The organism is Sphingomonas sp. (genome assembly GCF_036387595.1).
GTDB lineage: Bacteria > Pseudomonadota > Alphaproteobacteria > Sphingomonadales > Sphingomonadaceae > Sphingomonas.
On sequence record NZ_DASVTL010000029.1, the window covers coordinates 126,569 to 148,071 of the forward strand.

General features: G+C 67.2%; 21 protein-coding genes. 4 read left to right on the forward strand and 17 right to left on the reverse strand.

Annotation, left to right across the window (positions count from 1 at the left end; genetic code table 11):
• Nucleotides 1-28 precede the first annotated feature (28 nt).
• The 5 genes from VF643_RS01840 to VF643_RS01860 form a co-directional block, all read right to left on the reverse strand.
• Nucleotides 29-487, reverse strand: a complete 459-nt coding sequence (locus tag VF643_RS01840; protein WP_331041655.1) for a peroxiredoxin — start codon at nt 485-487, stop codon at nt 29-31.
• A complete protein-coding gene (locus VF643_RS01845; protein ID WP_331041727.1) occupies nt 474-3,071 on the reverse strand; it encodes a bifunctional [glutamine synthetase] adenylyltransferase/[glutamine synthetase]-adenylyl-L-tyrosine phosphorylase in 2,598 nt (865 codons plus the stop codon). The genes VF643_RS01840 and VF643_RS01845 overlap by 14 nt, the downstream gene beginning before the upstream one ends.
• A gap of 362 nt (nt 3,072-3,433) precedes the next feature.
• Complete coding sequence (locus VF643_RS01850) at nt 3,434-4,090, reverse strand: sigma-70 family RNA polymerase sigma factor (RefSeq protein ID WP_331041656.1); 657 nt, start codon at nt 4,088-4,090, stop codon at nt 3,434-3,436.
• Nucleotides 4,091-4,170: 80 nt separating this feature from the next.
• Nucleotides 4,171-4,302, reverse strand: coding sequence for a hypothetical protein (locus tag VF643_RS01855; protein WP_331041657.1), 132 nt, complete (start codon nt 4,300-4,302; stop codon nt 4,171-4,173).
• Between the two features lie 47 nt (nt 4,303-4,349).
• The gene (locus VF643_RS01860) at nt 4,350-5,156 is read right to left on the reverse strand and encodes a response regulator (RefSeq protein ID WP_331041728.1); all 807 of its coding nucleotides are present in this window, start codon (nt 5,154-5,156) and stop codon (nt 4,350-4,352) included.
• Nucleotides 5,157-5,396: 240 nt separating this feature from the next.
• Between VF643_RS01860 and VF643_RS01865 the strand changes: the two genes are divergently transcribed.
• The 3 genes from VF643_RS01865 (at nt 5,397) to VF643_RS01875 (ending at nt 7,654) form a co-directional block, all read left to right on the forward strand.
• A complete protein-coding gene (locus VF643_RS01865; protein WP_331041658.1) occupies nt 5,397-5,615 on the forward strand; it encodes a NepR family anti-sigma factor in 219 nt (72 codons plus the stop codon).
• A gap of 95 nt (nt 5,616-5,710) precedes the next feature.
• Nucleotides 5,711-7,258, forward strand: a complete 1,548-nt coding sequence (locus tag VF643_RS01870) for a sensor histidine kinase (RefSeq protein ID WP_331041659.1) — start codon at nt 5,711-5,713, stop codon at nt 7,256-7,258.
• Nucleotides 7,259-7,519: 261 nt separating this feature from the next.
• Complete coding sequence (locus VF643_RS01875; protein ID WP_331041660.1) at nt 7,520-7,654, forward strand: entericidin A/B family lipoprotein; 135 nt, start codon at nt 7,520-7,522, stop codon at nt 7,652-7,654.
• Nucleotides 7,655-7,711: 57 nt separating this feature from the next.
• Here VF643_RS01875 and tatC read toward each other — a convergent pair whose 3' ends face one another.
• The 6 genes from tatC to argS form a co-directional block, all read right to left on the reverse strand.
• Entirely contained in the window at nt 7,712-8,518 is an 807-nt protein-coding gene (tatC, locus tag VF643_RS01880; protein ID WP_414713765.1) for a twin-arginine translocase subunit TatC, read from the reverse strand.
• On the reverse strand, nt 8,515-8,904 hold the full coding sequence (gene tatB, locus VF643_RS01885; protein WP_331041661.1) for a Sec-independent protein translocase protein TatB: 390 nt from the start codon (nt 8,902-8,904) through the stop codon (nt 8,515-8,517). Before tatB ends, tatC begins: the two co-directional genes overlap by 4 nt.
• Before the next feature lie 15 nt (nt 8,905-8,919).
• Nucleotides 8,920-9,168: a Sec-independent protein translocase TatA gene (locus VF643_RS01890; protein ID WP_331041662.1), complete on the reverse strand. Its 249-nt coding sequence runs from the start codon at nt 9,166-9,168 to the stop codon at nt 8,920-8,922.
• Nucleotides 9,169-9,284: 116 nt separating this feature from the next.
• Nucleotides 9,285-10,286: a glycoside hydrolase family 3 N-terminal domain-containing protein gene (locus tag VF643_RS01895; RefSeq protein WP_331041663.1), complete on the reverse strand. Its 1,002-nt coding sequence runs from the start codon at nt 10,284-10,286 to the stop codon at nt 9,285-9,287.
• Between the two features lie 37 nt (nt 10,287-10,323).
• Nucleotides 10,324-11,049, reverse strand: coding sequence for an SPOR domain-containing protein (locus tag VF643_RS01900; RefSeq protein ID WP_331041664.1), 726 nt, complete (start codon nt 11,047-11,049; stop codon nt 10,324-10,326).
• Nucleotides 11,049-12,773 (reverse strand): arginine--tRNA ligase, encoded by a 1,725-nt coding sequence (gene argS / locus VF643_RS01905; protein WP_331041665.1) that lies wholly within the window; start codon nt 12,771-12,773, stop codon nt 11,049-11,051. The genes VF643_RS01900 and argS overlap by 1 nt, the downstream gene beginning before the upstream one ends.
• A 190-nt stretch (nt 12,774-12,963) precedes the next feature.
• Between argS and VF643_RS01910 the strand changes: the two genes are divergently transcribed.
• A complete protein-coding gene (locus VF643_RS01910; RefSeq protein ID WP_331041666.1) occupies nt 12,964-13,260 on the forward strand; it encodes a hypothetical protein in 297 nt (98 codons plus the stop codon).
• Between the two features lie 17 nt (nt 13,261-13,277).
• On the opposite strand, the gene VF643_RS01915 is transcribed toward VF643_RS01910, so the two are convergent.
• From VF643_RS01915 to VF643_RS01940, 6 genes are all read right to left on the reverse strand, one after another.
• A complete protein-coding gene (locus tag VF643_RS01915) occupies nt 13,278-14,444 on the reverse strand; it encodes a deoxyguanosinetriphosphate triphosphohydrolase (RefSeq protein WP_331041667.1) in 1,167 nt (388 codons plus the stop codon).
• Complete coding sequence (locus tag VF643_RS01920) at nt 14,441-16,474, reverse strand: tetratricopeptide repeat protein (protein WP_331041668.1); 2,034 nt, start codon at nt 16,472-16,474, stop codon at nt 14,441-14,443. The genes VF643_RS01915 and VF643_RS01920 overlap by 4 nt, the downstream gene beginning before the upstream one ends.
• A 220-nt stretch (nt 16,475-16,694) precedes the next feature.
• Nucleotides 16,695-18,233, reverse strand: a complete 1,539-nt coding sequence (ftsZ, locus tag VF643_RS01925; RefSeq protein ID WP_331041669.1) for a cell division protein FtsZ — start codon at nt 18,231-18,233, stop codon at nt 16,695-16,697.
• Nucleotides 18,234-18,344: 111 nt separating this feature from the next.
• Nucleotides 18,345-19,607 (reverse strand): cell division protein FtsA, encoded by a 1,263-nt coding sequence (gene ftsA, locus VF643_RS01930; protein ID WP_331041670.1) that lies wholly within the window; start codon nt 19,605-19,607, stop codon nt 18,345-18,347.
• A 2-nt stretch (nt 19,608-19,609) separates the two neighbouring features.
• Nucleotides 19,610-20,551 carry a cell division protein FtsQ/DivIB gene (locus VF643_RS01935; RefSeq protein ID WP_331041671.1) on the reverse strand — a complete coding sequence of 314 codons (942 nt, stop codon included), beginning with the start codon at nt 20,549-20,551 and terminating at the stop codon, nt 19,610-19,612.
• Nucleotides 20,548-21,492 carry a D-alanine--D-alanine ligase gene (locus tag VF643_RS01940; RefSeq protein WP_331041672.1) on the reverse strand — a complete coding sequence of 315 codons (945 nt, stop codon included), beginning with the start codon at nt 21,490-21,492 and terminating at the stop codon, nt 20,548-20,550. Before VF643_RS01940 ends, VF643_RS01935 begins: the two co-directional genes overlap by 4 nt.
• Nucleotides 21,493-21,503: the final 11 nt, after the last annotated feature.

Below are 21,503 nucleotides of genomic sequence, written 5' to 3' on the forward strand. Positions count from 1 at the left end.
CAACAAAACGCTCGAGTACAGGGGCCGATTACAGGGCCTGCACCGCCGCCAACGCCGCCTGCGCATGACCCGGCACCTTCACCTTTCGCCACACCTGCGCGAGCGTGCCGTCGGCCGCGAAGAGGAAGGTCGCACGCTCGATGCCCATGTGCGTCTTGCCGTACAGCTGCTTCTCTCCCCAGGTGCCGAAGGCTTCGCACGTGCTGCCGTCGGTATCGCTCGCCAGCCGCACCGTGAGGCCGTGTTTGGCGGCGAACTTGGCGTGGCGCTCGGGCATGTCCCGCGAAATGCCGATCACGGTGGCGCCCGATGCGGCGAAGGCTTCGCCGAGATCGGAGAAGTCGTTGGCCTCCCGCGTGCAGCCGGGCGTGTCGTCCTTGGGGTAGAAATAGACGATCGCCGGCGCGCCCTTCAGTGAGGGGAGCGCAAGTATGGCGCCGTCGACCAGCGTCACCGTCACGTCGGGAAGTGCGTCACCGTGTTCCACCGGCGATCTCCTGCCAAAGCCCGGCCACCTCCTGCCGGGTCGTGGCGAATGCCGCAACCACGCTGGCCCAATCGGGAAGGCGCAGCGCGCGCGCCACGAGCGCACGCGTCGCCTCCCCCGGCTCTTTTGCATCGGGAGCGACGAGCCGCAGCGTCACCAGCATGCGGGTGAGCAGGTCATGCGCCTCGCGCAGCTCCGCGGGAATCAGGCCCTGCCCCGCCAGCAGCGTGATCGCCACCCGCAGATCGGGATCGAAGCCGGTACGATTGACGAGCTGAACGGCGTGGACAAGAAATTCCAGATCGACCAGCCCGCCGGGCAGCAGCTTGGCATCGAAGGCGCCCGCCGGCGGCTTGTGCGCGGCCATGTCGGTGCGCATCGCGATCGCATCGCGCACCGCGTCGCGACCGGGATGCCCCGCCGCCAGCGTATCGGCGACGATCGCCGCCAGTGAGGCGCGCGCTGCCGCCGAGCCGAAGACCGGCCGGGCGCGGGTAAGCGCCATGTGTTCCCAGGTCCAGGCGTCCTCTCGCTGATACCGGGCGAAGGAGTCGAACGAGACCACCAGCGGTCCCTGCGCACCCTGCGGCCGGAGCCGGGTGTCGATCTGATAAAGCGCGCCCGCAGCGGTGGCGACCGACAGCGCCGCGCTCACCCGCTGCGCGAGCCGATTGTAATACAGCGTTGCGCCGAGCGGCTTGGCGCCGTCGGATTCCGCGCGGAAATCGCCGGTGAAGAGATAGACGAGATCGAGATCGGACGCATGGGTCATCAGCCCGCCGCCCATGCGGCCTAGGGCGAGCACGACGAATTCGCTTTTCCGCACTCGCCCGTGAACGCGGGCAAAATCGGCGATCGTCGCCTCCGTCAGCACCCCGATCGCCGCTTCGGCAAGGCGGGCATAGCCTGCGGCGACCTCAATCGGATCGGCTACCCCGGCGACGATCTGAACCCCCAGCGCGAATCGCGTTTCACCGACGATGCGGCGCACATGATCGAGCAGCTCCTGATAATCCTGCCCCGCCTCCCCGCCGCGCATCGCGCTTGCCAATGCCGCCACGTCGCCGACAGGATCGAGCGCGGTCGCGTCGATCAACCCGTCGAGCAGCTCGGCACGCCGGGCGAGCGCCTCGGCCAGCGTGGCGGCGTGGCTGAGGATCGCGGCGAGCAAGGCGGCAAGCCCGGGTCGCGCCTCCAGCAGGCGGAATATGTTAAGCGCGCTGGGCAGCCGTTCGAGCAGGCCATCAAGCCGGAGCAGCGCCGCCTGCGGATCCGCCGAGGCGGCGAGCGCGGGGATGAGGACGGGAAGCACCGCTTCCAGCGCCTCACGCGCGACTGCACTGCGCAACGCGGGATAGGTGCCCGCGCGCCATGCGGCGATCCGGCGCACCGCGGCGTCGACATCGCCGAAACCGCCGAGCGCGTCGCGCAGCGTCACCGGATCGCGCGACAATGCCGGTGCCGCGCCATCGTCCAGCGCGTCATAGGTCCGAGCCGTCGTGCCGACATGTGGCGCCAGCAGCGCGAGCAGTTCGGCAGCGTCTTCCAGGCCGTGCAGCCTGGCCACGCGGTCGAGCGCCTCGCCCGCTGGCAGCGCATGCGTCTGGCGATCGTCGATCATCTGGACGCGGTGCTCGATCGTCCGCAGCAGCGTATAGGCGCGTGCCAGCGCATCGGCCGCCGGCGCCTCTATCCAGCCGGCCCGTGCCAGCCGCCCCAGCGCATCGCGGGTGGCGGGCGCCCGCAACTCCGCGTCGCGGCCGCCGTGGATCAGCTGATGGATTTGCGCGAAGAACTCCACCTCCCGGATGCCGCCCCGGCCACGCTTGAGATCATAGCCCGGTCCGAACGCCTGCCCCTGCGCATGGTGATCGCGGATGCGGCGCGAGATGCCCCGGATTTCGCCGATGGCGCCGAAATCGAGCGCGCGCCGCCAGACGAACGGCCGAATGGTGTCGAGAAACCCCTGCCCCAGCGCGATGTCGCCCGCCGCCGCCCGCGCGCGGATGAACGCCGCGCGTTCCCACGGCAGCGCCTGGCTTTCGTAATAGGCGATGGCGGCACCCACCGGCAGCACGATCGGCGTGACTTCCGGCGACGGTCGTAGGCGCAGGTCGACGCGCAGCACATAGCCGTCGCCGTCGCGCGCCTGGAGCAATTCCACCACGCGCCGGCCGATGCGCACCGCCGCCGCCTCCGGCTCCTCGCGCGGCCGGCGGGGAAGCGTGGCGGGATCGAAGAGAAGGATGGGGTCTATATCGGAGGAATAGTTGAGTTCGCGGCTTCCCTGCTTGCCCAGCGCGATGCCGACGAAGCCGCGTGGCGCCTCTCCCGGCGTACGCTCGGCGATGGCGGTGACGATCGCGGTATCAAGCGCATGGTCGGCGAAATCGGTCAGTGCGGCGGTCACCGTGGTGAGATCGAACACTCCGGCCAGGTCGCCGATCGCGACGGTCAGCGCGAGAGCGCAACGTTCCATGCGCAGGCGGCGCGCGACCGAAACGTCGCTGGCGATGACCGGCGGCGGATCGAGATGACCATCGGCCAGCCGCGCCGCGACTCCGGGTTCGCGGTCGAGCAGCATCGCCAGGAACGGCGCATTGGCGCGTGCGCGGCGGGTTGCGGCGGCGACACGCGAGTCGACGCATTGCGGGATCGTTGACGGGGTGGCGGGTTGGCGCTGCATCGAGCGACTATCTAACATATTGCAAGCATGCGGAAACGAAACGGTGGGTTGGTCGTTCTTGACGTATGATAGGGTTTCCCGCCTCGATACCGCGCACGGACGAATTCGGCGTCGTCCGCCGTCCGCTGCCGAGCGACGCGCTCGGCTCGGCGCTGCGGGACATTTATGGCGAGCTGCCGCCGCTGCCCGAAGACATGCGACGACTGTTGCACATGCTCGATCGTGCACCGCGCGGTCACTGAACCGGCGCCGCATGGGGCTCAGTGGCCGCGGCTGAGACCCTCGACTTCATCCATGATCGTCTCCAGTGCCGTCTTCGACACATCGACTTCATGCTGGCGGCGCGAGGGTAGCGAACCGTTGGTCAGGATCGCCTCCAGCGCTACGCGGCCGCGCGCGACGCGGCTCTTGATCGTGCCGACCGCCACGTTGCAGATGTCGGCGGCCTCCTCATAGGCGAAGCCGCCTGCGCCGACGAGGATCAGCGCCTCGCGCTGAGGCTGCGGCAGGTGGAGGAGCGCGCGCTGCATGTCGCCGAGTTCGACATGGCGATCCTGGCTCGCAGGTGCGGCCAGGATGCGGTCGGCGACGAGATCGTCCCACTCGCCCTTGAACCGGGCGCGGCGCATCTGCGAAAGATAGAGGTTGCGCAGGATGATGAAGGTCCACGCGCGCATGTTCGTGCCGGCCTGGAACCGCAGCCTCGCGCCCCACGCCTTGAGCAGCGTCTCCTGCACCAGATCATCGGCGAGATCGCGGCTGCCCGACAGCGAGCGGCCGAACGCGCGCAGGTGTGGGATGACCTGCGCGAGCTGCGCCTTGAAATCCTTGTCGGACAGCGGGACGTGTTCGACGGGCGCGGGGGCGTCCTCGCCATCGTCCTCATCGCGATCGAGCCGCGCGGCAGTCTCAGTCATGCAATTCCGTTCGGTCCCGCAGCTTTATGCGATGCAACATAGCGACATAGGCCGCGCAATGCCAGCGGCCCGGTCGCGGCTCAACGCAGGATCAGTACCGCGAAGATGATGATGACGAGCGCGAGCGATATGCCCAAGACATAGCGCATCACGCCGAGCTTCTTGCCTGCGCTGGCGTCCTGCTCGCCGATGTGGATTTCTTCGTCTGCCATGTCGCTCAAACCCCCGAGGTTCGTTTTGGGTCCGTAACCGTCGCCGATCACTCGGGCACGGTGGCCTGGTTGAAGAACAACGCCTGGCTGATCGCCGCCTTGACCGTCGATCGCTGAAACGGCTTGGTGATGAGGAAGGTCGGCTCGGGCCGCTCGCCCGTCAATAAGCGCTCGGGGAAGGCGGTGATGAAGATCACCGGCACTTCGAACCTGGCCAGGATGTCCTTGACCGCGTCAATCCCCGAACTGTCGTCGGCCAGCTGGATGTCGGCCAGCACCAGGCCCGGACGATCCTCCATCGCCAGACCGACGGCTTCGTCGCGAGTCACCGCGACGCCGGTGACGTCATGGCCGAGGTCGCGGACGATGGTTTCGATGTCCATCGCGATGATCGGCTCGTCCTCAATGATGAGCACGCGCGCGCGGGTCTGCTTCTCGATCTCGGCGAGCGCTTCGGCGACCAGCGCATCGACCTCGGAGGTATCCACGTCGATCAGATAAGCCGCGTCCTCGGGCGTGAAGCCTTCCATCGCGGTCAGCAGCAGCGCCTGGCGCGACAGCGGCGTCATCCGCGAAAGCCGCGCACGCGCGACCGATTCCTGATCGCCCGCCTCCGCGGCCTCGGTGCCGTCGCCCGGCTGTTCGTCGTAGTTCGTCGAGTTCCAGATACCCTGGAACATGCGATAGAGGCCCAGCCGCGGATCGACGTCCGCAGGAAATTCGCCGGGCGCCGCGACGATCGCCTCCAGCGTGGCGCGGACGTATTTGTCGCCATGGCTCTGGCTGCCGGTCAGCGCCCGGCCATAGCGCCGCAGGAAGGGAAGGTGCGGTGCGAGTTGCTGTCCAAGCGACATGGGTATGCGAAACTCCCTGGAAATCCACTGCCCCGCATGGCCGCGGGCGCGTGTCATTAGAACGTCCTGCGGCGGAATGCCCACCCCCAAACGACGCAACGAAATTTCGATTGCGTTCGCGGAACCAACGAGCGGCTCTTTTGTTTCCACGCCATCGCCGCATGTTCACGCGCCCGGAGCGTCATGCGGCCATATAGTTGCGTAGGCCCACGACGGGGCGGTGCAGGGGACATTTTCAGGTTGGGCCAGGACAACAAGACCGCCACCAGCATCAAGGCGGCAGACGAACAGCGCGGCTCCGCCGATGGCCGCGCCGCCGATAGCCGGACCAAGACCCGTGCGGCCAAGGTACAGGGCAAGGACCGGGACATGGGCACCGCCTTGCGTTCAGTCTATCAGCGCACGGTGGACGAGGCGATTCCCGACGATCTGCTCGACCTCTTGGGCAAGTTGGGCTAGCGACTGGCCGAATGGCCACCCCATTGCCTTCACCCGCGCGCGCCACCCCACATTCATCCTCCAAACCATCGGCACTCCCGGGTGCCCACGGCGCGATGGCTCGGTTGACCACGGGCGCCAAGCTGTTCCTGATCCTGAGCGCCGCGCTCCTCCCGCTTGCGCTGATCGCGATCGTCGCGACCCTGAAGACCACCCGCGTCGTCGATGCCGAAACCCGAGCGCGACTTCGCGTTTCCGCTACCGAGAGCGCGCGGGCCATTACGATCGAACTGATCGGCGACATGACGGCGCTGCGCGTGGCGGTCAACGCACTCGGCACCGACCCGGCGGATGCCCCCAGTTGCGCGCGTGCTCAGGGCGTGTTCGCGCAGCAAGCCGCCAACGGCACCTCGCCCATCGGCACGCGCTTCGTCATCACCGATCGCCGCGGGCGCGTGGTGTGTGGCGATCCCCTGCCCGTCGATCTGCCGACCAAGGAATCGGCGATGCCGATCGAGGCTGCGATCATTCCGGGACGCGCCCTGGTTCTGGGCGTCGAAGGCCCCGGCGGCAGGCTGACCGGACAAGCCTATTTCCCCCAGGCCTTTCTGGCGCGGATCGGCACCCCGAGCGCGCGGAACGCAGCCATGAGCAGCGTGCTGGTCCACGGCGAGGATTCGCTGCCGCTAGAGACCAGCGATCCCGATCGCCGGTTCGAGCGGGTCGAGACGATGCGCGCCGACCTGGGCATCGCCGGGCTGCAATTGGCGACCAGCGTGCCGAGCGCGCCGATAACCTCTTCGCTCGTCATCGCGCTGCTGCTGCCGCTGCTGATGTGGGCGGCGGCGGCGGGGATCGGCTGGTTCGTCGTTGACCGGTTGCTCATCCGCCCGTTGCAGCGATTGAAGGCCAATGTTGCATCGTTCCTGCCGGGCGAGGTCATCGAACCCAGCGCGCTCGGCACCCTGCCCGCGCAGGAGATACGCGAACTGGGCGAAACCTTTCGCGCGATCAGTCGGACGGTTGCGCTGCACGAAGCGGGGCTTGCCGAAGGGCTGGTCCGCCAGACCAAGCTGACCCGCGAGGTCCATCACCGCGTGAAGAACAACCTGCAGGTGATCTCCAGCCTCATCAATTTCCACGCCCGCGGTGCGCCCAGCCCCGATGCGACCGCCGCTTATGCCTCGATCCAGCGGCGCGTCGATGCGCTTGCCGTCGTCCACCGCAACCATTTTGCGGAGATGGAAGACAATCGCGGTCTCAATCTGAGGCCGGTCCTTGGTGAACTCGCCGCCAACATCCGAGCGACCGCGGCGGCCGAATCGCACGGCATGGGCATTACGCTGGACATCGATCCCTATCTGGTTAGCCAGGACGTCGCCGTCGCGATCGCCTTCCTCATTACCGAAATGGTCGAACTGGCGACCGGCTGCGATCCCGTCGCGCAGATCAGACTGTCGCTCAAGCCCGGCGAGAACGACGGTCGCGCCACGCTCAGGGTCGTGTCACGCGCTCTGGTCGATTCGGAAGATCTGCGCGCGCTCGCATCGACCCGCTACGGGCGGGTGATGGAGGGCCTGTCGCGCCAGTTGCGCTCACCGCTCCATCACGATCCGTTAACCGGCGCTTATGAGATCGCAGTGGCGGTGCTGGGCCGGGATTGACCGGACCGTCGAAAAAAGTTGTCGTCGCACGGAACCCCGATCGGCAAACGTCGTTTTCATATTCGGACAGCGACCTTATGCCCCCCCGCTCTCGCTGTCCAAGTCATAGGCCCGAAGGCGTCCACCCTCCCCCCCCGGTGACGTCTTCGGGCCTTAACCTTTTCCAGACATTGCAGAATTGCCTGGGCGCGCATCGTCCGGAACGAAGCATCTGCCCCGCGCATTGCACCTGTGGCATCCAAGCCCTTCAAGGAGGTATCTATGCGCAAACTGTTCGGTTTTGCGATCGTCGCTGGCGCTCTCGTGGTCAGCGCCTGCAACACGGTCGAAGGTGTCGGCCGCGATGTCAGTTCGGCGGGCAAGACGGTCGCCAAGACGGCAGACGACGCCAAGTAAGTCGCTCAGTCAAGTGTTTTGAACGGGCCCCGTGCGTCGCGCGGGGCCTTTTTCACGTCAAGCTTCGACGGCTTCGTCTCCGGTGCCTTCGCGCGCGCGCTTGCGCTCGGTAAACCAGATGCCGATGATCGCGACTTCGTACAGAAGGATCAGCGGGACCGCGAGCAGTACCTGGCTCATCAGATCGGGTGGCGTCAGCACCGCGGCGATGGCCGTTGCGCCGACGATGGCATAGCGGCGCGCACCGATGAGCCCCTTTCGCGTGATGATCCCGCCCCGCTCCAGCAGCATGAGCAGCACCGGCAGCAGGAAGGCGATGCCGAAGCCGAAAAGAAATTGCATGATGAACGACAAATAATTGCCGATCGCGGGCAGAGCCTCCTGCCGCACGCCGCCCACGTCGCCCTGGAAGCTCAGCAGGAAGTGAAGCGCCATCGGCACCGCCATGAAATAGGCGAGCGAGGCACCCATCGCGAAGAGCACCGGAGTCGCAAAAAGGAACGGGAGAAGCGCACGACGCTCTTTCTTGTACAGGCCGGGCGCGACGAACTGCCACAATTGGTTGGCGATCACCGGGAAGGCGATCATCATCGACGCGAAGAAAGCTACCTTCACCTTGACGAAGAAAGCCTCGAAGATCTGCGTGTAGATCACCGTCTTCTGACCGGCGGTCAGCAGCGGCTGGACCAGCAGCGCGAAAATGTCTTCGGCGAAATAATAACTGATTCCGAACGCGACGACGACCGCGGCGATGCAATAGAGCAGGCGACGGCGCAGTTCGATCAGATGGTCGAGCAGCGGCGCGCGGCTGGCGTCGATCTCCGACTCCAGTTCGGCGGGTTCGTTCACTGTCGTATCGCTCACGACAGCGCCTCGCCGGTACGCGGTGGCCCGCGATCATCTGGTCCCGCGACCATTTCGGGCTTTTCCACCATGATCGGCTCCGCGGTGGTATCGGCCGGCTGTGCCTCAGTCTCGATCGGATCGGCGATATCGGCGTGGGCGGTAGCGGTGGCGGGATGCTCGCTCATGATCCGCGCATTCTCCGACGCCCAGCGCTTCTCCATCTCCTCGAGTTCGGCCTCGCGTACCATCGAGTCGAAGCCTGAGCGGAATTGCCGCGCGACGCCGCGCGCCTTGCCAACCCAATAGCCGACGACCCGCATCGCCTTGGGCAAGTCCTTCGGCCCGATAACCACCAACGCGACGAACGCGACCAGCAGCAATTCGGACGTGTCGATACCGAACATTCAGCTGCCCGCGAATCAGCGCTCGTCGCGGGTGCGATCGGCGTCGCGCAGCCGCTCACCGTCGCGGTCGAACGCCGGCTCCGCCGCCTTTTTGGCCTCGATCCGCGCCGACAATGCCTGCGTATCCTCTTCGGCCATACCCTTCTTGAAGTTCTTCACGCCCTTGGCGACATCGCCCATCAGGCTGGAGAAACGCCCGCCGCCGAGCAGAAGGATGGCCACGACCGCGAGCACGAGCAGATGGATGGGGCTGAAACCGCCCATGACAATTCTCCTATGACCCCTTCTATCTAGGCCTCATCGTCGTGCTTTTCCACTCCCGCGTTGATCCTGGTGGTCGGAGGCAGAACTTCTCGCAACCGCGGGAACGCGTCGCACAGCTAGGCGAGCGCCAGAAGCGCGTCGCGCTTGGCGACCGCTGCGGCAAAGTCCCCCGATGGCGTGCCGACCCTCGCCATCGCCGCGTCAAGCCGGGCGCGAGATCGCTCGCTCATGGGATCGAGCCGGTTGGCGACGTCGATCATCTCGGGCATGCGCGCCCAGCAATCGAGCACGATGTCGCACCCCGCTTCGATTGCCGCCGCTGCCTTTTGGCCGGCGGTGCCGGACAGCGCCTTCATGTCTATGTCGTCGGTCATCAACAGCCCGTCGAAGCCGATTCGCCCGCGGATCACGTCGGCGATGACGACGGGCGACAAGGTGGCGGGGCGGACAGCGTCCCATGCCTCGAAGACGATGTGCGAGGTCATGCCCATCGGCGCCGAGGCGAGCGCACGAAAGGGCTGGAGGTCGATTTCGAGTTGGGCCTCGGTCGCGCTGACCATCGGGAGCAGGTGATGGCTATCGACGATCGCGCGGCCGTGACCCGGCATGTGCTTGACCACGCCGACGACGCCGCCCGCGGCCAGTCCCTCCAGCGTGGCGCGGCCCATGGCGGCGACCCGCATCGGCTCCTGGCCATAGACCCGGGTCGCCAGCGCGTCGGTCGTATCGGGCTGACCGACATCGAGGATCGGTGCGCAATTCACGGTGATACCGCATTCGCGCAGCATCAGTCCCAGCGCTTGGCCGTTGGCACGCGCGGCCTCGATTCCCGACATCGGCGCGCGTTCGTACAATGTGTCGAAAAGCGGCCCTGCCGGGAAAGCCGGCCATTCCGGCGGCCCCATCCGCGCCACCCTCCCGCCTTCCTGGTCGATCAGGATCGCCAAATCGTCACGCCCGGCGACATCGCGCAGCGAGTCGGTTAGCGCCCGCAGCTGCGGGCGATCCACCACGTTGCGCTTGAAGAGAATATATCCGGCAGGTTCCACGGCCGCAAAGAACGCACGCTCATCGGGGGTGAGGACGGGGCCGGACAGGCCGAAGATCGCAGGTGTCATCGCGCCGGTCTAGCCCCGCGCGGCGCGTCCGCAAAGGTCAGCTCGCGACAAAGCAGCTTTCCCCTGCGACCCGCAGCCTCCCGCATATGTCCGCGGCCTGATTGGCGCTGCCTGCATTCACCCGGAGGCGGAACAGCGTGCGTCCGCCGCTCGCGACCGGCTGAACCGATTTGCCGAGCGGCGCGAGATAGGCGAACCGCTTGGAAAAGCTGGTCCAGGCGGCATTGGCGACGGCTTCGCTCGGGAAGGCGCCGAGCTGGACCAGCGATCCGCTGGGCGTGGCGGATGCGGCATTGGTACGGCTGGCGGTGACCGGCGCCGCGGCCACGAGCCTGCCGCCAGGGGCAGGCACCTGCGCCACCGCGTTACGACCGCCCTCGCCGCGCGGGGCGGGGGTTACGACGACGCGCGGCCCTGTCACCGGACGCTCGGGCACGCCGCGAAGGTCGATCGCGCCATTGCCCGCACCCTTGCCTGCGCTGGCGGCGATGGCGGCATCACCCTCGCCCTCCACCTTCAACCCGCCCGGATCATTGGGCTTGACCTTGTAATCGCCCTCCTGCGCGGCGATCAGCTGACCGTCGCCCGCAGGCGTCGGATTCTGCAACCGGTAGATCGCGAAGATCAACCCCGCGAGGATGACGAGCCCGAGCAGCACGAACGCGATCACGCGCCCGGCAGCGACGCCTTCGTTGTCGTCGGGCTCGACTGTTTCGAGCCAGGGCAACCGGTCCTCCTCGCGCAGGTTCATCTCGTCGGCCATCAATGCATCTCCGAACGCGCCTCGACCCCCATGATGGCCAGACCGTTGCGGATGATCTGCCCGATTGCGGCGGCCAAGAAAAGACGCGCGCGCGTGGCGTCCGCATCATCGGGCACGAGGAAGCGACGATCGGGAGAATCGTTGCCGACGTTCCACAACGCGTGAAACTCCGCCGCTAGGTCATAGAGATAGAACGCTATTCGGTGCGGCTCGCGGGCAGCGGCGGCGGTCTCCACCACGCGCGGAAACTGCGCGGCCAGCTTCACCAGCGCCAGCTCTTGCGTATCAAGGCGGGACAGATCGGCCTTACCGGCGGCGATCCCCGCCTCGTCCGCACGCCGGTGCAGCGACGCGATGCGGGCATGGGCGTAATTGACGTAGAAGACAGGGTTGTCCTTGGATGCCTCGACGACCTTGGCGAAGTCGAAATCCATCTGCGCGTCTGAACGGCGGGTCAGCATGGTGAAGCGCACCACGTCGCGGCCGACTTCCTCCACGACATCAGCAAGCGTCACGAAATTGCCGGAACGCTTGGACATTTTCACCGGTTCACCGGCGCGTAGCAGGCGGACCATCTGGACGAGTTTCACGTCGAAGCGGGTCTTGCCCCCGGTCAGCGCGGCAACCGCGGCGACGATGCGCTTGACCGTGCCTGCATGATCCGCGCCCCAGATGTCGATCAGCGCATCGGCACTCTGTGCCTTCTGGAAATGATAGGCCAGATCCGCTCCGAAATAGGTCCATTGGCCATTCGACTTCCTGATCGCGCGATCCTGATCGTCGCCGAATGCCGTAGACCGAAACAGCGGCAGTTCGACCGGTTCCCAGTCCTCGGGCGTCTCGCCCTTCGGCGCATCCAGGAACCCGTCATAGACCAGATCGCGTGCGCGCAGTTCGGCTTCCGCAGCCTCCGGCTTGCCCGCGGCCTGAAGTTCGGCTTCGGAGGCGAACACGTCGTGATGGATGCCGAGCAGCGCCAGATCGTCGCGGATCAGCACCAGCATCGCCGCCACCGACCGCGTGCGGAACAGCGCCAGCCAATCGCTTTCCGGCTCGTCTGCGAACCGATGTGCGAACTCGGTCGCAAGTGCTCGACCGACCGGCACAAGATAGTCGCCGGGATAGAGACCTTCGGGGATCACGACGCTCTCGCCAAGCGCTTCGCGATACCGCAGATGGACCGAGCGGGCGAGTACGTCGACCTGCCCGCCGGCATCGTTGACATAATATTCGCGGATCACCCGATGGCCGGCAAAGGCGAGGAGATTGGCCAGCGCATCGCCAACCACCGCGCCCCGGCAATGGCCCATGTGCATCGGCCCGGTGGGATTGGCGGAGACATATTCGATATTGACGGTGATGCCCTCACCCGTGCGCGAACGTCCGTAATCGTCGCCCGCGTCGGCAATCGCGGCCAATTCGCTGCGCCATGCACCGTCGGTGAGCCGCAGATTGATGAAGCCTGGGCAGGCGACGGCGACCTCGCCAACCTCCTCCAGGCGCGACAGTTCGCCGGCCAGCGCATCGGCAAGATCGCGCGGCTTCAGTCCGGCAGGCTTGGCCAGCACCATCGCAGCGTTGGTCGCGAGATCGCCATGCGTCGTGTCGCGCGGCGGCTCGACCGTCACGTGCTTGCGGTCGAGACCGGTGGGCAGCGTGCCCGCGTCTACCAGAGCATCGAGGGCGGCATCCATGTGCGCGGCAAAGCGGGTGTATAGCGTCATGCCTCGCGCTCTACCGCATGCGACGACGCTGTCCAATCACGGGGCGACCGATCGCAGCGACGGATGCAAATCCTGCAACTCAAATGACGATGTCGGCATTTGCGAGATATGCTGCAGCGCAATAATCGGTCGCTCGAAAGTTTGGGAGAAGACCTGACCGGCTCGACGTACACATGCGGGAGACACGATCATGCGCACCACCATCAAGATGCTTGCAGCCGCCGCCCTCGCGCTCACCTCGACCATCGGCATGGCGCAGGAAGGCGAACATCGCTTCGTCCACAACGGCAGCACCTACGTTTATACCGCAGCCCCGACGCAGAACGGCCGCACCGTCATCTCGGGCCGTCGCCTGCCGACTGGCGAGACCTTCCGTCTCGTCGTCCGTGACGGTCGCGTATCCGGAACATCGGGCGGCGTGCCCGTAGCGTTCCGCACGGCAGCCGCCCGCGGCGCCGCCGCCGGCGTGGAAATCGCCTCCAACTGAGGCACTGACCCGGTTCGTTAGAAGCCGTCGGGAAGATCGATCGCGCCGATCAGCTCCCGGTATCGGGAAATGGCATAGCGATCGGTCATCCCGGCAATGAAGTCGGCGATGTGCCGACTGCGTGCAGGCTCGCTCGACGGCAGCCGATCCTTCCATTCGGCGGGCATTACGCCGGGATCGCCATGATAAGCGGCGAACAGCCCGGCCACGATCGTCCGGGCTGCGTCCGCCGCCGCCAGTTGGCGCGGATGGTGATAGAGGTTGGCGTACATGAACCGTTTGAGGTCACGTTCCGCCTCGCGCATCGCGGGCGAGAAGCCGGCGAGGCAGATGCCGGCCGCACGCACCTCGTCGACGCTACCCACCCTGCTCGCCGCGATCCGCCCACGGGTCTCGACGATCAGATCGTTGACCATCGCGCCGATCTGACCGCGGATCAATTCTCCCATCAGCCGCGCCGGCTCGACGTCGGCGAATCGCGTGCGTGCTGCATCCCAGCTGCGCGCGACGAGGGGGACGGCGAGTAGCTGATCGAGCGTCAGCAACCCCGCGCGTAGCCCGTCGTCGATGTCATGATTGTCATAGGCGATGTCATCGGCGATGGCGGCGACCTGAGCCTCCAGCGACGGCCATGAGGCCAGATCGAGTGGATAGGCCGCATCCGCCGCGGCCAAGGCCCAGCCGGCGTGGCGAACCGGGCCATTGTGCTTGGCCAATCCCTCGAGCGTCTCCCAGGTCAGGTTCAGCCCGTTCCATCGCGGATAGGGCCGCTCGATCGACACCAGGGTGCGCAGCGTGTGGCCATTGTGGTCGAACCCGCCCGCGCCGGCGAGTGCCGCCTTCAGAGCATCCTCGCCAGCGTGGCCGAACGGCGGATGACCGATGTCATGCGCCAGGCACAAGGCCTCGGTCAGATCCTCGTTGAGGCCGAGCGTGCGGGCAACCGTGCGGCCGATCTGCGCGACTTCCAGGCTATGGGTGAGCCGAACGCGGAAGTGATCGCCATCGGGCGCCATGAACACCTGGGTCTTGTGGCGCAGGCGGCGAAAGCTGATCGAGTGGATGATGCGGTCCCGGTCGCGCTGGAAGGCGTCGCGCGGGCCGCGGTCGGTCCCGGTATGTTCTTCGTGAAGGCGGCCTCTGCTGCGCGCCGGGTCCGAGGCCCAGGGCGCGCGCGCGCTCACTTACCCCCGAGTCTCTTTACCGGCTGCCCTGCATCGCTGGTGAAGGTGAAGGCCGATACGCCCTGCTTCTTGAGATCGTTGACGAAACCGCGCGCTTCAGCGTCGGTCCTGAACGGCCCGGCCAGCACGCGGTTGGTTGCGCGCAGCGGGGTCGTCCACGCCTCACGACTGCCGAATACCGCCGGCGCCTTGGCCTTCACCGCGCTCCAGGCCTTGGGAAGATCGCCTTCATAGGCCCCGCCGGCCACCTGGACCCAGATTCGCGGCGGGTTCGAACGCGCCAGCTTCCTGGCGTCGGCGGCTTCCTTGTCAGCAATGACCTTTTTCTCGGCCGCAGCCTTCTTCTCGGCCAGCGCCTTGCGCTCCGCAACCGCCTTGCGATCGGCGGCGCGCTTGTCGGCCAGGGTCTTGGCCGCCGCAAGCTTGGCGAGCGCCAGACGATCGGCCTCAGCCTTGGCCGCGATAGAGGGATTGGGCGCCGCACCGGGTCGCGGCACGGCAGATGCTGCTTCCGGCGCCACCACGGTTGCCGCAACAGAGCGCGGCGGCGGCTCGACATCGAGTTCGGATGCCGGAATCGACAGCCCGGCGACGATCCGTGCAAGGATAGAATCCTCGCTCATCCGCGCGCTCCCGGCCGCGGGCAAGGAGCGCGGCGGGGTGCTGATCGCGCGAGGCGACACCGTGCTCACCGCGGCGCTGGTCGATGGCGCAACGGCGGCGGCCTGCACCGGAACAGGCTGAGCAGGTGTGGGCAACGTGTCGATCGCTGTGGGGCGTGCGGACGAGGGCGCGATGGTTGCGGACAGCGGCGTTGCCGTTGCGGACGTCCCCCATGTCGTGGCGGGTGCAAGTGCAGACTGTGGAACGATCGTCGGCCCCGGAGAAAGACGCGTATCGGCAATGCGCTGCGCAGCGATGTCCGACGCTGTCCGCGTCGCGGCGGCGGCGGTCGACGCGGGCGAAGGACTTGATCCGGTAGAAGCCACCGGGCTGGCGGGCAGCATGGCCGCTGCCATCGTGTTCGACTGACCTGTCTGCGGGGCAATTGACGGCTGGATGGTGGGCCGAGGCGTAACCGATGCCACCGTCACGGGTGGCGCGGTGCGATAGGGCACGCCCGAACCCAGCGGCTGCGCAGTGGCGGATCGCGTCGGCGGCGCCTCGCGATCCCGGCGGTTGCGACGATTTGGCACCGGCGTGTTGCTGGCGACCAGCGTCGCGGTGCCCGGATCGCGCGCGAGAGATGGCAGGATGGGCGCCATGCGGGCATCGGCAAGCCGCTCCGGCGTCGCGCGCACCTGGCCGAAATGCACGGCAAATGCACGGTCGATCGCTGGCAATGCCGGCAGGCGCTGGAAGAACGCCGACAGACCGGCTGCCCCGCCCGGCATCATCGTCGCCGCGATCCGCGAAGCCGCCTCCACGTCCCCCGTCATTGCCAGCACAAACGCCTGCGATCGCCACGCGCCACGATCGCTGCGGCGCACCAGCGGATCGAGCAACGCGAGCGCAGGCGCGCGCTGTCCCGAAATGCCGAGCGACAGCGCATAGCGGCGAATAGTCTCGGCATCGTCCGCCCGGTCGCGCAGGGCGATACGATAATCGCGTTGCGCGCGATCCTGCTCACCGGTCAGATCATAGGCCAGTGCACGATCGGCAGCGAAGGTGCGGGCATCCAGTCCCAGGCTTTCCGCCTGCGCGAAATATCGCAGCGCTTCGCCCGGACGTTCGGATTGGACCAGGATCGATCCCTGACCGGCCTTGACCCGTCCGCTGCGCGGGTCGACGCTTTCGGCGCGGGCGAGCAGCGCGGCAGCGGCGCGCATGTCGCCCAGCTTGAGCGACAGTTGCGCCGCGTCGACCAGCGCACCGACATCGCGTGGATTGACCGCCAGCCGCCGCATTTGCGCGGCAAGCGCGTCGGCATCCGTCGTCCCGGGCAGCGCCTGCACGACCTCCTGCGCCCTGGCGGGCGCAATGGTGAGCAGTGCCAGCGACAGGCCGGTGAGGAACGATTTGGACCGCATCGGGCGGACGGCTTCCCTTGCATGGCGCTTCATCCCAGCCGGAAGGCCGGGCGCGCCGTGAGACTCGAATGTGCAGACGCCATCCTACACCCGAGTCGGGCTGAACCCGCAATGACCGCTGGCCCCTTCCGCGCTGGAACGGGTCGGCCCGACGACGGGTTGCTCCGGCAACCCGTCGGCCACTGCCGCCCGTGTCGCGGCAGCGGAAGCAGCCGCGCGGCTATTGGTTATTTTGGCGATGCAGGAAGCGGGGAATATCGACGGGCTCCTTCTCTGCCTCGCCATCCTCTCGCTGGGCGCCGCGCGCGGCGTTGGACATGCGTTCGAACAGAGTGCCCCCCATCTTCACCCGCGGCGCTGCCGGCACCGGCTCGGGCTCCGCCTCGTTGCCGGGGGCCAGCCAGCGACGACGCGCGCCGCCTTCGTCGGCCGCAGGCACGGGGACGACATCATCGAACGCGCGGGTTACCGGGGCTGCATAGGTGGGCTGAGCCGGCTGTTCCACGATCGTCTCGGCGCCGAGGACGAGTTCGTCGTCGGCCGCATCGTCGACTTCAGGCGGAGCTTCCGACCGCGCCGCGACGGCCGCCGGGGCGGGTGCGGGTGCGGCGAAGTCCGCCTCGCCCGCAGAAGCCAGGGGCGCCGGGGACGATACCGAGGCCGCTGTGGACGCCGTGGGCACGACCGCTCCGATGGGGCGGAACGACGGTGCCTCGTCGGGCTTGCGGGCCATCCCGAAGCTGAAACCGCGGGTCTGCTGCTCCGGCGGCGGGGCGGCGGCGGGGCGCGATCCCTCGGCGTCGATGCCGGTCGCGACGACCGAAACACGGATGCGACCCTCCAGATCGGGGTTGAACGCCGATCCCCAGATGATGTTGGCATCGGGATCGACCAGGTCACGAATGTGATTCGCCGCCTCGTCCACCTCCAACAGGCGCATGTCGTCGCCGCCGGTGATCGAGATGATGACGCCCTTGGCGCCCTGCATGCTGACGCCGTCGAGCAGCGGGTTGGCGATCGCCTTCTGCGCGGCCTCCAGCGCGCGGTTGTCGCCGCTCGCCTCGCCGGTGCCCATCATCGCCTTGCCCATCTCCTGCATCACCGAACGAACGTCGGCGAAGTCGAGGTTGATGAGGCCGGGCATCACCATCAGGTCGGTGATCCCGCGGACGCCCTGCTGGAGCACCTCGTCCGCCATCGTGAACGCCTCCTTGAAGGTGGTGTTCGCGTTGGCGATCAGGAACAGATTCTGGTTCGGAATGACGATCAGCGTATCGACGTACTTCTGGAGTTCCTCGATTCCCGCATCCGCGCTCTTGGCGCGGCGGTTGCCCTCGAAGGCGAACGGCTTGGTCACGACACCGACCGTCAGGATGCCCATATCGCGCGCCGCCTTGGCGATGACGGGTGCCGCGCCGGTGCCGGTGCCGCCGCCCATGCCGGCGGCGATGAAGACCATGTGCGCGCCCTCTAGCTGCTTGGCCAGGCTGTCGATCGTCTCCTCGGCGGCGGCGCGGCCGATCTCGGGACGGCTGCCCGCACCCAATCCTTGCGTGATCTTGGCGCCGAGTTGGATGCGCTGCGGCGCGGTCGATTGCTTGAGCGCTTGCGCGTCGGTGTTGGCGACCAGGAAGTCGACCCCCTGCACCTCTGCCTTCATCATGTTGGCGATGGCGTTGCCACCCGCGCCGCCGACACCGATCACCGCGATGCGCGGGGTCAGTTCGTCGACCTCGGGAGAAAGGAATTCGATGCTCATGCCCTGTTCACTCCACGTGCCCGCATTACGCCGCCGGGCGCTTGATAGGTCGTTGTGCCCGAACGATTCACCACGTTCCAGCTGAAAGTGGCGATTGGCCGGACGGGGTTGTTAATAATTGGCGCGCGCCGCCTGCATCAGCTTGCGGAACACGCCCATGCCGCGGGTGCGATGGACGGTCTGCGGCTGGGGCGCCAGCGCGCGCAGATCGACGGGATCGGACGCGGCGTAGAAGGCCAGTCCCGCGAGCGTTGCGAAGGCAGGCCCCGAATGCGCCTCGGGCAGCGCGGTCAATCCGCGCGGCCGTCCGATGCGCACCGATCGACCCAGCGCGCTCTGCGCATAATCGGCGACCCCTTTCAGTTCCGCGCCGCCGCCGGTCAGCACGACCTGGCGACCGACCGGCCCTTCGAATTTCAGCTTGGCCAGCGCGCCGCGAATTTCGCCCATTTGATGATCCAGCCGCTGGCGAATCACGCCGATCAGCGCCGCTTTGGTGATCTGCGCGCCTTCCTGACCATTGTCCTCGGCCGAGATCGGCATGAGGGGGATCATGTCGTGATTGTCGCGCGGCGAGGCATTGGCCGATCCGTGGAAGCATTTCATCCGCTCGGCATGCTGGCGGCGCGTGCCGAACGCCGACGCGATGTCGTCGGTGATATCCGACGCGCCCATCGCGATCGAGGTCAGGCCGACCAGCATTCCCCCTGCGAACAGCGACACGTTGGTGATTCCCGCCCCCAGTTCGACCAAAGCGACGCCAAGTTCGCGCTCCTCGTCGCTCAGGCACGCAAGGCCGGTCGCGACCGGCGAGGCGATGATCGACTTGACCTCCAGATGCGCGGAGCGGACGCACAGATCGAGGTTGCGCACCGGTGGCCCATCGGCGGCGACGACGTGGATGTGCACGCCCAGCCGATCGGCGTGCAGTCCGAGCGGTTTCTTGACGCCGGTCAGTCCGTCGAGCGTGTAGAGCGCGGGCTGCGCGTGCAGCACCATACGCCCCTGCGGGTCGATCGAGTTGCGCCCGGCCGCAAGCAACGCGTCGATGTCGCCTTGTTCGACCCGGTGACCGCCCAGTTCGAATTCGACTTCGGCGACGTCGCTGACGAGCCCGCCGGCCGAAAAGCCGACCCACACGTTCTCGATATTGATCCCCGCGATCCGTTCGGCCTGTTCAACCGCCTCGCGAATCGCGACCTCGGTCATCTTCATGTCGGCGACATAGCCATGCTTGACCCCGCGGCTTTCGCGCTGGCCGGTGCCGAGCACGATCAGCTCGCCGCCGTCGCCCTTCTGCGCGATCATCGCCGATACTTTGGACGTGCCGACGTCCAGCGCCGTTATCAATCCTTCAGGTGCTGCCTTGGCCATGATTACCCCTCCGTCGCCCCCGCCATCAACTTAGGCGTCATCATCTCAGGCGCGGCCGCCGCCGGCCCCTTTCCGTCATCCGGAACGCTGCGCGCCAGCGTCGATCCGGGCTTGCGCGCCACCAGCTTGGCCGGATCGCGCATGTCGAACCGCAGCCAGCCGCGCCCGAGCAGCGACCGCGCGCCGTCCAGCTGCGCGAAGCGGAGCAGCGCCGCCTCCGCGCCATCCTCCGGCAAGGCCAGCGTCTCGCCCGAATCGAACGTTAAATCCCAGCGCCGATTGCCGACCCAGGTGGCCGCCTTCACCCGCGGTTTCATCGCCGGCGCTGCGGCGAGCAGCGCCTGATAGGCTGCCTCCTGGCGATCCGCCCCCGGGCCGATGACCAGCGGCAGATCGGGAATCGCGTCCGGCGACACCGGCTCCAGCAGCACGCCGGCGGCGTCGATGAGCGTCAACTGGCCATTGTCCTGCCACACCGCCGCCGGCGTACGCTCGACGATGTCGACCAGCAACGTGTCGGGCAGGCGGCGCGAGACGTGCGCGTCGGCGATCCAGCCGTAGCGCAGCAGCTTGCTGCGTACCGCCTCGAGATCCACGAGCGGCATCGCGCGGCTCTGCTGATCCAGCGCGACCGCATAGACCGACATGCGATCCATGCGCTTCAGCCCGGTCACCTCGATCTGATCGACCCGAAAGCCGGCGGCACCCGCCTGTTCGGCCATCGCCGCGCCGACCATGCCGGGCAACCCGACCCACGATGCGACGCCCAAGGCCGCAGCACCCGCCGTGCCGAGCATCGCCCAGGTCGCGATCCGGCGGAGCGTGTCTTCGCTTACCGGCACCATCCCGACCACGCGGTCCATCGTCGAGATCTTCCTGACCGCAACCTTTCGCCGTGGCGGCGGCTTTCGCGGCGGTGGCGCGCGCTTGATCGTGCGGCTCATGCGCGTTCGCCATCCTGCAACGCTTCATCGACGATCGCCTGGACGAGTTCGGCATAGGTCATGCCGATGTGGCGCGCCTGTTCGGGCACCAGGCTGAGCGCGGTCATGCCAGGCTGCGTATTCACTTCCAGCAGGAACAGCCCGTCGACACCGCGCTCGTCATCCCAGCGGAAATCGGCGCGGCTGCACCCACGGCAACCCAGCAGCCGGTGCGCTTCCAGCGCCAATGCCTTGCACGCATCGGCAATGACATCGGGAATGTCGGCGGGGCAGACGTGCTCGGTCATGCCATCGGTATATTTGGCATCGTAATCGTACCAGCCCGTCTTGGGCTTCAACTCGGTGACGCCAAGCGCCCGATTGCCTGGCGGCCCCCCGAGCACCGCCGTCGTCAGTTCGCGCCCGCGGATATAGGGTTCGGCGAGCAGTTCCTCGAAATCCTGCCACGGTCCGGCCACGTCGCGCCCGATCGGATTGCCGTAATTGCTGTCGTCGGTCACGATCGCGATACCCACCGACGAACCCTCGTTCACCGGCTTGACCACATAGGGTCGTGCGATCGGATCGGCGCCGAACAGCTCGGCGGATTTCACGACGCGCCCCCCCGGCATCGGCACGCCGTGGGGCACGAGGGCCTGCTTGGTCAGCACCTTGTCGATCGCGATCACCGAGGTCGCCAAGCCGCTATGGGTATAACGCAGCCCCATCAGGTCGAGCATCCCCTGCACCGATCCGTCCTCTCCCGGCGTGCCGTGAAGCGCGTTGAAGACGAGATCGGGGGCAGCCTCTGCAAGGCGCGCGGCGACCTCGCGGGTCATGTCGATCCGCGTGACGCGGTGACCAAGCTGCTCCAGCGCGTCGGCGACCCCCGCGCCCGACAACAGCGACACCTCTCGTTCGGCGGACCAGCCGCCCATGAGGACTGCGACGTGGAGTGTCATGCGTTCCTCCC